The following is a 12,286-nucleotide window of genomic DNA, read 5'->3' as shown; positions in this document are numbered from 1 at the left end:
GCGAGTCGTGGGGGGCACCGAGGTCCTTCTACTCGACGGTGACGGACTTCGCGAGGTTCCGGGGCTGGTCGACGTCGAGACCGCGGGTGTCGGCGATCTCGCAGGCCAGCACCTGCAGCGGCACGGTGGTGACCACCGGCGCCATCAGGGTCGGCGTGCGCGGCACCCGGATCAGGTGGTCGGCGTAGGGCACCACGTCGTCGTCGCCCTCCTCGGCGATGACGATCGTGCGCGCGCCGCGGGCCCGCACCTCCTGGATGTTGGAGACGACCTTGCCGTGCACCGACTCCCGGCTTCGCGGCGAGGGCACCACGACCACGACCGGCGTCCCCGGCCCGATCAGGGCGATCGAGCCGTGCTTGAGCTCGCCGGCGGCGAACCCCTCGGCGTGGATGTAGGCCAGCTCCTTGAGCTTCAGCGCACCCTCGAGCGCGACCGGGTAGCCCACGTGCCGGCCCAGGAACAGCAGGGTGTTCTCGGTGGCCAGCGACCGGGCCAGCTCGCGCACCGGCTCCATCCCGTCGAGCACCTGGGACACGGCGTCCGGCAGTCGCCGCAGGTCCTCGACGATCGCGGCCACCTCGTCGGCGTACTTCACCCCGCGGACCTGGGCGAGGAACAGCCCGACCAGGTAGCAGGCGACCACCTGGGTCAGGAAGCCCTTGGTGGAGGCGACCGCCACCTCGGGTCCGGCGTGGGTGTAGAGGACGGCGTCGGACTCGCGGGGGATCGTCGACCCGTTGGCGTTGCAGATCGCCAGCACCCGGGCCTTCTGCTCCCGCGCGTGGCGCAGCGCCATCAGGGTGTCCATCGTCTCGCCGGACTGGCTGATGACGACGACCAGCGTCGAGCGGTCCAGCACCGGGTCGCGGTAGCGGAACTCGCTGGCGAGCTCGACCTCCACCGGGATGCGGGTCCAGTGCTCGATGGCGTACTTCGCGATCAGCCCGGCGTGGTAGGCGGTTCCGCAGGCGACGACGAAGACCTTGTCGATGTCGCGCAGCTCCTGGTCGGAGAGGCGGACCTCGTCGAGGACCAGCTCACCGCCCTCCCCGAGCCGGCCGAGCAGGGTGTCGGCGACCGCCTGCGGCTGCTCGGCGATCTCCTTGAGCATGAACCAGTCGTAGCCGCCCTTCTCGGCGGCCTCGGCGTCCCAGTCGACGTCGTAGGCCGTGGGCTCGACCGGGGCGCCGGCGAAGTCGGTGACCGTGACGCCGCGGGTGCGGTCGATCTCCACGACCTGGTCCTGACCGAGCTCGAGCGCCCTGCGGGTGTGCCCGATGAACGCCGCGACGTCGGACCCGAGGAAGTACTCGCCCTCGCCGACGCCGACGACCAGCGGGCTGTTGCGCCGGGAGGCGACCAGGGTGTCGGGCTCCTCCGCGTGGCCGGCGACCAGGGTGAAGGCGCCCTCCAGCCGGCGGCTCACCCCGCGCATCGCCTCGGCGAGCCGCCCGGGACCGGCCGGCAGTCCCCGGTAGGCGGCGGCCAGCAGGTGGGCGACGACCTCGGTGTCGGTCTCGGAGGTGAACTCCGTCCCGGTCGCCTCGATCTCGGCGCGGAGCGCGGCGAAGTTCTCGATGATGCCGTTGTGCACGACCGCGACGGTCCCGTCGGCCGAGACGTGCGGGTGCGCGTTGCGGTCGGTCGGACCACCGTGGGTGGCCCACCGGGTGTGCCCCAGGCCGACGGTGGCCGGCGGGAGCGCCTCCTCGGCGAGGACCTTCTCCAGGTTCGCCAGCTTGCCGGCCTTCTTCGCGGTGCTCAGTCGCCCATCGGCGACGACCGCGACCCCCGCCGAGTCATAACCGCGGTACTCGAGCCGACGGAGTCCCTCCAGGACCACGTCGAGGGAGTCCTGTGGTCCGACGTACCCCACGATGCCGCACATTCGAGCGATGGTACCGGCGGAACCGGCCCCCTCACGTCCCCTCAGCGGGCGACAGCCGTCACCCGGTTGCGGCGACCACCGCGACCAGCCGGGCAGCCGTGGCGTCGGCCTCCTCCTGGGTGGGGGCCTCGACCATCACCCGGACCAGCTGCTCGGTGCCCGAGGGGCGCAGCAGCACCCGGCCGGACTCGCCGAGCTCCGCCTGGACCTGGTTGACCGCCTGGGCGACCTCGTCGCTCTCCACCACCGCCAGCCGGTCGGTGACCGGCACGTTGACCAGCGTCTGCGGGAGCCGCCGGACCACCGACGCCAGCTCGGCCAGCGACGCACCGGTGGAGCTCATCCGGGACAGCAGCGCCAGCCCGGTGAGCAGGCCGTCGCCGGTGGTGGCCCAGTCGAGGAAGACCAGGTGGCCGCTCTGCTCGCCCCCCAGGGACAGCCCGCGGGACCGGAGCGCCTCCAGCACGTAGCGGTCGCCGACGGCGGTGGTCTGCACCGCGATGCCCGCATCGCGCATCGTGTGGTGGAACCCGAGGTTGCTCATCACCGTGGCGACGACCGTGTCGTTGGTGAGGTTGCCGCTCTCGTGCAGGGCGAGCGCACAGATGGCGAGGATCGCGTCGCCGTCGACGACCTGCCCCTCGGCGGTGACGGCGAGGCAGCGGTCGGCGTCGCCGTCGTGGGCGATGCCGATGTCCGCACCGCGGCGCGCGACCTCGGCGATCAGCGGCTCGAGGTGGGTGGAGCCGATGCCGTCGTTGATGTTCCAGCCGTCGGGCTCACCACCGATGACGTGCACCTGGGCGCCGGCCCGGCGGTAGACCTCGGGCGCGCAGCGGAACGCGGCGCCGTGCGCGCAGTCGACGACCACGCGGAGTCCGCGCAACGGCTCGCGCAGGGCGGAGAGCACGTGCGCGGTGTAGTCCTCTGCGGCACCGGGCAGCTCGCGGACCCGGCCGACCCCACCACCGGTGGGGCGGTGGTCGTCCCCCTCGCGGCCGGTGACCCGCCGCTCGATCGCCGCCTCGACCGCGTCGGGCAGCTTGTGACCGCCGCGGCTGAACAGCTTGATGCCGTTGTCCGGCATCGGGTTGTGGCTGGCGGAGAGCATGACGCCGAGGTCGGCGTCGGTGCGCGCGGTCAGGTGCGCGATGGCCGGCGTCGGCAGCACGCCCACCCGCAGCACCTCGGCACCGGCGCTGGCCAGCCCGGCGACCACGGCCGCCTCGAGCATCTCCCCGCTGGCGCGGGGATCACGGCCGACGACCGCGACGGGACGCGAGGTCCCGTCGCGGTCGGCGAGCACGCTGGCGGCCGCACGGGCCACCGAGAGGGCCAGTTCCGGCGTCAGGTCGGCGTTGGCCCGACCACGGACGCCGTCGGTGCCGAAGAGGCGACCCATGGAACAGACCCCCCGGCGCCGGTCAGCGCTTGGAGTACTGCGGGGCCTTGCGGGCCTTCTTCAGCCCGTACTTCTTGCGCTCGGTGACACGGGGGTCACGCGTCAGGAAGCCGGCCTTCTTGAGGGTGGGGCGGTCGTCGGGCTCGACCTCGATGAGCGCGCGGGCGATCGCCAGGCGCAGGGCGCCGGCCTGACCGCTCACGCCGCCACCGTGCAGGATGCCGACGACGTCGTACTGCTCGGCCTTCTCCAGGATCACGAACGGCTCACGGATGAGCTGCTGGTGCACCTTGTTGGGGAAGTACTCCTCGATGGTGCGGCCGTTGAGCCGGAACTGGCCGGTGCCCGGGAGGAGACGCACCCGGACGATGGCCTCCTTGCGGCGGCCGACGGTCTGCACCGGGCGCCCGTCGGCGTCGGTCACGGTCTGCGCCGTGGTCATGGGCGTGGTCACTGGGCCACCTGCTTGATCTCGTAGGTCTGGGGCTGCTGGGCGGCGTGCGGGTGCTCGGGCCCGGCATAGACCTTGAGCTTGGAGAGCATCTGCCGGCCCAGCGTGTTGTGCGGCAGCATCCCCTTGACGGCGCGCTCGATGACGCGGTCGGGGCGGGTCCTGAGCTCGTCACCGACGTTGGTCCGCTTGAGGCCGCCCGGGTGACCGGAGTGCCGGTAGGCGATCTTGTCGTCGCGCTTGGAGCCGGTCAGCGCCACCTTGCCCGCGTTGACGATGACGACGAAGTCACCGGCGTCCACGTGCGGGGCGAACTGGGGCTTGTGCTTGCCGCGCAGCAGCTGCGCGGTCTGGCTGGCGAGTCGGCCGAGCACCACGTCGGTGGCGTCGATGACGTGCCACGCCCGGGTGATGTCACCGGGCTTGGGGCTGTACGTGCGCACGAGGCTCACTGTCCTTCGTCGATCGGGCGGGCGGCTGGTGGGATCGCCTCACCGAGCACGGGAGACTTGGCCGCCATCCGGTCACCGCGTACAGGCGACCGACGACCCGGGACGCGCGTGCACCAGCCGGCAGCGCGCGCCAAACGAGCACGATACCAGGAGGAGGACCCCGTCCTCCTCGCCCCTCACCGGCCCGGAGCGGGCCGCTGGACGGGGCCGAGGGTCACTCGATCTCGCGGAGCCGCCCCGTCGCGACGTCGTAGACCGTGCCCCGGATCTCCTCGGACACCAGGTAGGGGGCCTCCCGGACGCGGCGGACCGACTCCCGCACGTCGGCGTCCAGGTCGGTGAAGGCGCCCGCCGGCCACGGCGGGCGCACCCCGGTGGCCTCCTCGACAGCGGCCCGGAACTGCTCCTCGGTCGCCTTGTTGAGGCCGCAGTCGGTGTGGTGCACGAGCACGACGCTGCGGGTCCCGAGCAGGTGCTGGGAGATGGCCAGCGACCGGAGCGTGTCCTCGGTGACCAGCCCGCCGGCGTTCCGCAGCACGTGGGCGTCACCCACCGCGAGACCGAGCAGGCCGAACAGCGGCATCCGGGAGTCCATGCAGGCCACGACGGCGACCTTCCGCGCCGGCGCCACGGGCAGGTCGCCGGGGAACTGCTCCAGCCAGGCCTCGTTGGCCGCCAGCATCCGGTCGATCTCGCTCACTGCAACGTCCTCTCGCCCGTGATCCGGCGGACACGATATCGCCGGGGTCAGCGACCGGCAGGACGCCGGGCCTCCTCGGCGGCCCGGCGCACCTCGTCCGGGTCCAGCCGCGGGCGCCCGCCGAGCCGGGAGACGGTGCGCGCCGCGGCGACACCGGCCTGCCAGGCCGCCTCCCCGGGGTCCAGGCCGGTCAGCAGCGCGACGGTCAGCGCGGCGACGACGGTGTCCCCCGCGCCGGTCGGGTCGACCGGCGACTCCCCCTGCAGCGGGACGAGCTGCTCGTGCACCCGCCCGCTGCGCGAGCGCCACACGGTCAGGTCGCCCTCCTCGCCGGCAGCCAGGCAGACCACGCGCGGGCCCTGGTGGCACAGCTCGGTGGCCGCGGCGCGGACGTCGTCCAGACCGGACAGCTCGCCACCGACCCACGCACCGGCCTCGACGGCGTCCGCGCGGAGGACCTGCACCCCGGCGAGGAGCGCATCCGCGGTCCCCTGGTCCGGTGGGGCCCCGTCGGCCACGGTCAGGGCGCTGCGGGGCGCCCGGGCCAGCGCCGCCCGCACGGCCGGCCCGGGCTGCTGCAGCTGCAGGACCACGGCGCGGGCCTGCTCGAAGAGCTCACCCGCGGCCGCCACGTCGGCCGGGGTCAGCAGGCTCGACGCGGGCACGTCCTCCACCAGCCGCCGGGTGCCGCCGGACTCGACGAGGTCCACCAGCAGCGCGGTCGTCCCCCCAGGCCGGCGCACCACCCCGGTGATCCAGAGGCCGTCGCGCACCGCCTGCGCCAGCACGTCGTCGCCGGCGGCGTCGTCGCCCAGCACGCCCACCAGCGCGACCGGGAGCCCGAGCTGCTGCATGGCCACGGCCTGGTTGGCGCCCTTGCCGCCCAGCAGCTCACGGCGGGTGCGCACCGGGGTGCTGCCGCCACCGCGCGGCAGCTGGTCGACCTCCAGCACCAGGTCACGGCCCACCTGACCGACGACGACGGCCGGTCCCTCGGGAGCGCTCACGCTGCCCAGCCTGCCCGGTCCCGCCGGGTGACGCACGTGCCCCCCGCCCCGGCGCCGGTGCGGGTCGGTGAGGATGGGGGCGTGCGGACGGTCGAGGAACACCAGGCGGTGGTGCGTGGCCTGCTGGCCCCGCTGCCCATCGAGGACGTGCCGCTCAGCGCGGCGGCCGGGCGGGTGCTCGCCGGCGACCTCCCCGCGCTGGTCTCGCTGCCGGGGTTCACCAACTCGGCGATGGACGGCTACGCCGCCCGGCACGCCGAGGTCGCGACGGCCGGCGAGGACGACCCCGTCCGGCTCCCGGTGGCCGCCGACATCCCGGCCGGGCGCACCGACGTGCCGGTCCTCGAGCCGGGGACCGTGCACCGGATCATGACCGGGGCCCCCGTCCCGGCCGGCGCCGACGTCGTCGTCCCCGTGGAGCGGACCAACGGGGCGACCGACGTGGTGACCATCACCGGCTCCCCCGCCCGGGGTGCGCACCTGCGCCACACCGGTGAGGACATCCGGGCCGGGGAGGTCGCGCTGCGGGCCGGCACCCCGATGGGCGCCGCCCAGCTGGGGCTGGCCGCCGCGGTCGGCCACGCCGTGCTCCCGGTGCGCCGCCGCCCGCGGGTGCTGGTGCTCTCCACCGGCAGCGAACTGGTCGAGCCCGGCCGGCCGCTGCTGCCGGGCCAGATCTACGAGTCGAACTCCGTGCTGCTGGCCGCGGCGGTCGAGGCCGCCGGTGGCGAGGCCCGCACGCTGCACTTCGTCCCCGACGACGTCGACGAGTTCCTGCGCACCGTGCGCGCCGAGCTGGGGACCGCCGACCTGCTGGTGACCAGCGGCGGGGTGAGCGCGGGCGCCTACGAGGTGGTCAAGGACGCCTTCCGGGGCCTCGGCACCGTCGAGTTCGGCAAGGTCGCGATGCAGCCCGGCGGGCCGCAGGGCGCCGGCACGGTCGACGGCGTCCCGGTGGTCACCCTGCCCGGCAACCCGGTGAGCTCGTTCGTGTCGTTCGAGGTGTTCGTGCGGCCGGCGCTGCGCCGGGCGCTGGGGCACAGCGACCCCGACCGGCTGCGGACCACCGCCCGGCTGACCGCGCCGCTGCGCTCCCCGGCCGGGAAGCGGCAGTTCCTCCGCGGCCGGTTCGACGGCGGTGAGGTGTCCCAGGTCGGCGGGCCGGGCTCGCACCTGGTCGCCCACCTGGCCCGCGCCAACTGCCTGGTCGTCGTCCCCGAGGAGGTCACCGAGCTGCCCACCGGCGCCGAGGTGACCGTCGTCCTGATCGAAGGAGCACTCCAGTGAGCGAACCGCGGCTGACCCACCTGGACGAGTCCGGCGCCGCCCGGATGGTCGACGTCACCGCGAAGGCGGTGACCGCCCGCACGGCCACCGCGGCCGGCCGGGTGCTGGTCAGCCCCGAGGTCGTCGCCCTGCTGCGCGGTGGGGGCGTGCCCAAGGGCGACGCGATCGCCACCGCGCGGATCGCCGGCATCGCCGGGGCGAAGCGGACGCCGGACCTGGTGCCGCTGTGCCACCCGATCGCGCTGCACGGGGTGACGGTCGACCTGGAGGTCACCGACGACGCCGTGGAGATCACCGCGACCGCGCGCACCGCGGACCGCACCGGGGTGGAGATGGAGGCGCTGACGGCGGTCTCCGTCGCCGGACTCACGATGATCGACATGGTCAAGGCGGTCGACAAGCGCGCCTCGATCACCGACGTGCGGCTGCTGTCGAAGACCGGCGGCAAGAGCGGGGACTTCCACCGGTGAGCGCCGCGGAGCTGCCCGCCGACGCCCTCGCGGTCGTCGTCACCGCCTCCAACCGGGCCGCGTTCGGCGTCTACCCCGACCGCAGCGGTCAGGTGCTCGCCGACGGCCTGCGCGAGCTCGGCTTCACCGTCGAGGGGCCGCACGTGCGCCCGGACGACGTCGCCGAGCTCGAGGTGGTGCTCCGGGAGGCCGTCGCCACCGGCGCCGACGTCGTCCTCACCACCGGCGGCACCGGGCTCACCCCCACCGACGTCACCCCCGAGGCGACCCGCGCCGTCCTGGAGCGGGAGGCGCCCGGCATCGCCGAGGCGATCCGACGCCACGGCCAGGACGCGGTGCCGACGTCGGTGCTCTCCCGCGGGCTCGCCGGCACCTGCAGCCGGACGCTGATCGTGAACCTGCCCGGCTCCACCGGAGGCGTCCGCGACGGGCTCGCGGTGCTCGGGCCACTGCTCCCGCACGTCGTCAGCCAGCTCCGCGGCGGCGATCATGGGTCCGGCGCGCCAGCGCCGGACCCATGAGACGGGCGAGCCGGGTACGGGTACGACGCGTCAGCGTCCCAGTGACAGCCGTTCCTGGTGGGTGTAGACGTTGCAGCCGTCGCCGCGGAGGAAGCCGATCAGGGTGATGCCGACGTCCGCGGCGAGCTCGACCGCCAGCGAGCTGGGCGCCGACACCGCGGCCAGCACCGGCACCCCGGCCATCGCCGCCTTCTGGGTCAGCTCGAACGACGAACGTCCGCTGACCATCAGCACGTGCCGGGACAGCGGCACCCGACCCTCGCGCACCGCGTCACCGATCACCTTGTCCACCGCGTTGTGCCGGCCGACGTCCTCGCGGAGCGCGACCAGCTCCCCCTCGGGCGTGAACAGGCCGGCTGCGTGCAGCCCGCCGGTCTTCTCGAAGACCTGCTGCGCCGCCCGCAGCCGGTCCGGCAGGGCCAGCAGCGTCTCCAGGGTCAGCCGGGTGTCGTCGCCGGCGACGTCATAGCTGGTCTTGGTGCGGATGGCGTCGATGCTCGCCTTGCCGCACACCCCGCAGGAGCTGGAGGTGTAGAAGTTCCGGTCCAGCGCGGTGTCCGGGGCCTCCACGCCGGGCGCGAGGTCGACGTCGACGACGTTGTAGGTGTTGCGCCCCTCGTCGTCCACGGAGTTGCAGTACCGCAGCCCGGCGAGGTCGTCGGCGGTGCGGATCACGCCCTCCGTGGCGAGGAACCCGTGCACCAGGTCGAAGTCGTCGCCCGGGGTGCGCATCGTCACCGCCAGCGGGGTGCCGTCCAGGCGGATCTCCAGCGGCTCCTCGGCCGCCACGGTGTCCGGTCGCTGGGTGTGCAGGTCGCCCCGGATGCGCAGCACCGGGGTCCGGCTGGTCACTCGTCCCACGCGGCTGACGGTACTCACCGCTCGCGCCCTACCGTTCGCAGCGTGACCGAGCCCCCGCCCTTCGCCGCGATCGTCCTCGCCGGCGGACGCGCCTCCCGCCTGGGCGGGCAGCCCAAGCCCCAGCTCGACGTGGGCGGCCGGACCATGCTGGCGGCCGTCCTGGCGGCGGTCCCCGACGCCCGGCCCCGGATCGTCGTCGGGCCGCCGCAGGACGTGCCCGCAGGCGTCACCCTCGTGCGGGAGGACCCGCCCGGCGGCGGCCCGGTGCCGGCCCTGGCCGCCGGGCTGGCCGCCGTCCCCGGCGACGTCGACGTCGTCGCCGTGCTCGCCGGAGACCTGCCGTTCATCACTCCGCAGCTGGTCGCCGAGCTGCGGACCCGGCTCAGCGGGGACGGCGTGCTGGTCGTCGACGACTCCGGGCGCGACCAGCTGCTGCTCGGGCTGTGGCGGACCGGCGTGCTGCGGGCCGCCCTCACCGGTGCCCGGCCGCACGCGCCCCTGCGGTCGGTGCTCGGTCCCCTGGCCCCCGTCCGGCACCGCCCTCGGGTGCCGCCGGGCTCGCCGGCGCCGTGGACCGACTGCGACACCCCCGCAGAGCTCGCCGCGGCCCGGATCACCGCCGCTGGACGACTGCCGGGCGGGAGCCCCGGGTAGGCCCCGGCCATGCGCGTCGTGATCGCTGGAGCCCATGGACAGGTCGCCCGTCGCCTCGGCAGGCTGCTGAGCAGCCGCGGGGACGCCGTCGTCGGCATCGTCCGCAACCCCGACCACCGGGCCGACCTCGAGTCCGACGGCGTCGAGCCGGTCGTCCTCGACCTGGAACAGGCCTCGGTCGACCAGGTCGCCGACGTCGTCCGCGGTGCCGACGCGGTGGTCTTCGCCGCCGGCGGCGGACCGAGCAGCGGCGCCGACCGCAAGCACACCGTCGACCGGGGCGCGGCCCTGCTGCTGGCCGACGCCGCCGAGCGCGCCGGGGTGCGCCCCTACCTGCTGGTGTCCTCGATGGGCGTCGAGCAGGCGCGGCGGGGCACCCCGCAGGGGATGGACCCGCAGTTCGCCGCCTACCTGCAGGCCAAGCTCGCCGCGGAGGACTCCATCCTCCCCCGCACCGCCCTGGACACCACGATCGTGCGGCCGGGCGGCCTCACCGACGACCCCGGCACCGGACGGGTGACCCTCCAGCACGGCGTCGAGCGGGGCAGCGTCCCGCGGGACGACGTCGCCGCGGTGCTCGCGGAGGTCCTCGCCGTCGGGAAGTGGGGCGAGGTGGTCGAGCTGGTCAGCGGCGACACCCCGATCGACGAGGCCGTCGCCGCTCTCCCCTGATCAGCTGTCCCGCCGTTGATCAGCTGTCCCGCCGCGCCCGGGTGACCCGGGCGCGGTCGGCCAGCCGGGAGTCGGAGGGGTAGTCGACCCGGACCAGCGTGAGCCCCCCGGCCGGCGCGACCGGCACGTCGTTGGCCCGCTGCCGCAGCTCCAGCAGCGAGGCCGGCCAGCCCACCGGCCGGCGTCCCTCGCCCACCGCGATCAGCGCCCCGACGAGGCTGCGCACCATGGAGTGGCAGAAGGCGTCGGCCGAGGCACGGACCTCGACCAGGTCGCCGTTCCGGACGACGTCGAGGTCGAGCAGCGTCCGGATCGTGGTGGCGCCCTCACGCCGGCGGCAGTAGGCCGCGAAGTCGTGCTGTCCCAGCAGCAGTCCGGCGGCCAGCGACATCGCGCCGGCGTCCAACGTGCGGGGCCACCCCACCGTGTCCGCCCGGCGCAGCGGTGGGGGTCCGGCGTCGGCGTCGGTCAGCCGGTAGACGTAGTGGCGGGCCAGCGCCCCGAACCGGGCGTCGAAGTCGGAGGGGACGACGCGGGCAGCGCTCACCGCCACGTCGGGTGGCAGCACCCCGCGCAGCCGGCGCAGCAGCCGCGGCTCGTGCGCGGCGAACAGCTCGGCCGGCAGGTCGGTGTGCGCGACCTGCCCGGTCGCGTGCACACCGGCGTCGGTGCGGCCGGCGACGGTCAGGTCGACGTCGACCCGCAGCACCGTGGCCAGGCCGAGCTCCAGCTCGCCCTGGACGGTCCGCTGGCCCGGCTGGCGGGCCCAGCCGTGCAGCGCCGTCCCGTCGTAGGAGACGTCCAGGCGAACGCGGACGAGCCCGCCACCGGGTGCGGTGACGGGCTCGTCCGGAACGTGCTGGCGGTCCATGGACCCCGGCCTCAGCGTGAGGCCGGCGGGGTCACTTGGGGTCGATCTCGGGCTCGCCGCCCGGAGCGTGGGTCCCCGCGGTGGCGGCGTCGCCCAGCTCGGCGGCCTCGACCTCGGCGGCCGCGGCGTTGGCGACGTCCGGGGAGAGCGTCGGGTCGTCGACGACGGCCAGGTTCTCCGCGGTCGGCTCCTGGGTGACGTCGCCGTCGTCCTGGCGCTCGCCGTCGGGGTTGTAGACGTCGGTGACGACGTCCTGGGCCGCAGCGACGTCGGCAGCCGGCTCGTCGCCGGTGACCGCCGGGCTGGTGTCGCCACCCGGACCGGTGGTCTCGGCCGTGTCGGCGCTGACCTCACCGGCCGCGGACGCGGCGCCGGCGCCGGAGGCGAACCGGGTGCCGCGGGCGCGCTCGGCCTCGCCGACGGCCTGCTGGGCCACGGTCTCGCCCTCGACGAGCTCGATGATCGCCATGGGGGCGTTGTCGCCCTTGCGGGGACCGACCTTGACGATGCGCGTGTAGCCACCGGGGCGCTGCGCGAAGCGCGGGCCGATCTCGGCGAACAGGTGGTGCACGACGTCCTTGTCCCGGATCGTCGTCATGACCTGCCGGCGGGCGTGCAGGTCACCGCGCTTGGCGAAGGTGACCAGCTTCTCGGCCAGCGGGCGCAGCCGCTTGGCCTTGGTCTCGGTGGTGGTGATCCGCCCGTGCTCGAACAGCGAGGTGGCCAGGTTGGCCAGCATCAGCCGCTCGTGCGCGGGGGACCCGCCGAGACGGGGGCCCTTGGTGGGGGTGGGCATGTCGGTCCTTCCTCAGGCGGCCGGGCGGGCATGTGCCGGCTGCGTCGTCCATCGCGGTGCTGCAGAGTGCGGTGCTGGGTCCGGGACCAGTGTGCCGGGCCCCGAGTGGCCCCGCTGCAGGGCCCCGGGGGGGGGGGGGGGGGGGGGGGGGGGGGGGGGGGGGGGGGGGGGGGGGGGGGGGGGGGGGGGGGGGGGGGGGGGGGGGGGGGGGGGGGGGGGGGGGGGGGGGGGGGGGGGGGGGGGGGGGGGGG

14 protein-coding genes are annotated in these 12,286 nt (G+C 75.1%); 5 read left to right on the top strand and 9 right to left on the bottom strand.

Going from position 1 to position 12,286, the window contains the following annotated elements; all coding sequences use genetic code 11:
• Nucleotides 1-28: 28 nt before the first annotated feature.
• The 6 genes from glmS to ACI795_RS11620 all read right to left on the bottom strand — a co-directional run bounded on the left by glmS (nucleotide 29) and on the right by ACI795_RS11620 (nucleotide 5,903).
• Nucleotides 29-1,891: a glutamine--fructose-6-phosphate transaminase (isomerizing) gene (gene glmS, locus ACI795_RS11645; RefSeq protein ID WP_457075662.1), complete on the bottom strand. Its 1,863-nt coding sequence runs from the start codon at nucleotides 1,889-1,891 to the stop codon at nucleotides 29-31.
• Nucleotides 1,892-1,949: 58 nt separating this feature from the next.
• Entirely contained in the window at nucleotides 1,950-3,293 is a 1,344-nt protein-coding gene (gene glmM, locus ACI795_RS11640; RefSeq protein WP_457075661.1) for a phosphoglucosamine mutase, read from the bottom strand.
• A gap of 22 nt (nucleotides 3,294-3,315) precedes the next feature.
• On the bottom strand, nucleotides 3,316-3,747 hold the full coding sequence (rpsI, locus tag ACI795_RS11635; RefSeq protein WP_457075660.1) for a 30S ribosomal protein S9: 432 nt from the start codon (nucleotides 3,745-3,747) through the stop codon (nucleotides 3,316-3,318).
• Nucleotides 3,744-4,187: a 50S ribosomal protein L13 gene (gene rplM / locus ACI795_RS11630; protein ID WP_457075659.1), complete on the bottom strand. Its 444-nt coding sequence runs from the start codon at nucleotides 4,185-4,187 to the stop codon at nucleotides 3,744-3,746. Before rplM ends, rpsI begins: the two co-directional genes overlap by 4 nt.
• Before the next feature lie 223 nt (nucleotides 4,188-4,410).
• The gene (locus ACI795_RS11625) at nucleotides 4,411-4,896 is read right to left on the bottom strand and encodes a beta-class carbonic anhydrase (RefSeq protein ID WP_457075658.1); all 486 of its coding nucleotides are present in this window, start codon (nucleotides 4,894-4,896) and stop codon (nucleotides 4,411-4,413) included.
• Between the two features lie 47 nt (nucleotides 4,897-4,943).
• Nucleotides 4,944-5,903 carry a PfkB family carbohydrate kinase gene (locus tag ACI795_RS11620; RefSeq protein WP_457075657.1) on the bottom strand — a complete coding sequence of 320 codons (960 nt, stop codon included), beginning with the start codon at nucleotides 5,901-5,903 and terminating at the stop codon, nucleotides 4,944-4,946.
• Between the two features lie 81 nt (nucleotides 5,904-5,984).
• Between ACI795_RS11620 and moeA the strand changes: the two genes are divergently transcribed.
• Genes moeA through ACI795_RS11605 form a run of 3 tightly spaced genes read left to right on the top strand, consistent with a single transcriptional unit; the run spans nucleotide 5,985 to nucleotide 8,181 of the window.
• Entirely contained in the window at nucleotides 5,985-7,190 is a 1,206-nt protein-coding gene (gene moeA, locus ACI795_RS11615) for a molybdopterin molybdotransferase MoeA (protein WP_457075656.1), read from the top strand.
• A complete protein-coding gene (moaC, locus tag ACI795_RS11610; protein ID WP_457075655.1) occupies nucleotides 7,187-7,660 on the top strand; it encodes a cyclic pyranopterin monophosphate synthase MoaC in 474 nt (157 codons plus the stop codon). The genes moeA and moaC overlap by 4 nt, the downstream gene beginning before the upstream one ends.
• Nucleotides 7,657-8,181, top strand: a complete 525-nt coding sequence (locus ACI795_RS11605) for a MogA/MoaB family molybdenum cofactor biosynthesis protein (protein ID WP_457075654.1) — start codon at nucleotides 7,657-7,659, stop codon at nucleotides 8,179-8,181. The genes moaC and ACI795_RS11605 overlap by 4 nt, the downstream gene beginning before the upstream one ends.
• Before the next feature lie 30 nt (nucleotides 8,182-8,211).
• On the opposite strand, the gene fdhD is transcribed toward ACI795_RS11605, so the two are convergent.
• On the bottom strand, nucleotides 8,212-9,042 hold the full coding sequence (fdhD, locus tag ACI795_RS11600; RefSeq protein ID WP_457075653.1) for a formate dehydrogenase accessory sulfurtransferase FdhD: 831 nt from the start codon (nucleotides 9,040-9,042) through the stop codon (nucleotides 8,212-8,214).
• A 42-nt stretch (nucleotides 9,043-9,084) separates the two neighbouring features.
• Here fdhD and mobA point away from each other — a divergent pair, with 42 nt between their 5' ends.
• Both mobA and ACI795_RS11590 read left to right on the top strand, forming a co-directional pair.
• Nucleotides 9,085-9,696, top strand: a complete 612-nt coding sequence (mobA, locus tag ACI795_RS11595; RefSeq protein WP_457075652.1) for a molybdenum cofactor guanylyltransferase — start codon at nucleotides 9,085-9,087, stop codon at nucleotides 9,694-9,696.
• A 9-nt stretch (nucleotides 9,697-9,705) separates the two neighbouring features.
• Nucleotides 9,706-10,368, top strand: coding sequence for an SDR family oxidoreductase (locus ACI795_RS11590; protein ID WP_457075651.1), 663 nt, complete (start codon nucleotides 9,706-9,708; stop codon nucleotides 10,366-10,368).
• A gap of 19 nt (nucleotides 10,369-10,387) precedes the next feature.
• Here the strand turns inward: ACI795_RS11590 and truA are convergent, their stop codons facing one another.
• On the bottom strand, nucleotides 10,388-11,239 hold the full coding sequence (gene truA, locus ACI795_RS11585; RefSeq protein ID WP_457075650.1) for a tRNA pseudouridine(38-40) synthase TruA: 852 nt from the start codon (nucleotides 11,237-11,239) through the stop codon (nucleotides 10,388-10,390).
• Nucleotides 11,240-11,270: 31 nt separating this feature from the next.
• A complete protein-coding gene (gene rplQ / locus ACI795_RS11580; RefSeq protein WP_457075649.1) occupies nucleotides 11,271-12,035 on the bottom strand; it encodes a 50S ribosomal protein L17 in 765 nt (254 codons plus the stop codon).
• Nucleotides 12,036-12,286 lie beyond the last annotated feature (251 nt).

The organism is Modestobacter sp. SYSU DS0290 (assembly GCF_054050955.1).
This window is presented reverse-complemented; position numbering and strand designations above follow the sequence as displayed.

Excerpts from the sequence above, each read along its gene's own strand:
- glmS (WP_457075662.1), bottom strand. The coding sequence starts at position 1,891 with ATGTGCGGCATCGTGGGGTACGTCGGACCACAGGACTCCCTCGACGTG.
- glmM (WP_457075661.1), bottom strand. The coding sequence starts at position 3,293 with ATGGGTCGCCTCTTCGGCACCGACGGCGTCCGTGGTCGGGCCAACGCC.
- ACI795_RS11590 (WP_457075651.1), top strand. The coding sequence starts at position 9,706 with ATGCGCGTCGTGATCGCTGGAGCCCATGGACAGGTCGCCCGTCGCCTC.
- truA (WP_457075650.1), bottom strand. The coding sequence starts at position 11,239 with ATGGACCGCCAGCACGTTCCGGACGAGCCCGTCACCGCACCCGGTGGC.
- rplQ (WP_457075649.1), bottom strand. The coding sequence starts at position 12,035 with ATGCCCACCCCCACCAAGGGCCCCCGTCTCGGCGGGTCCCCCGCGCAC.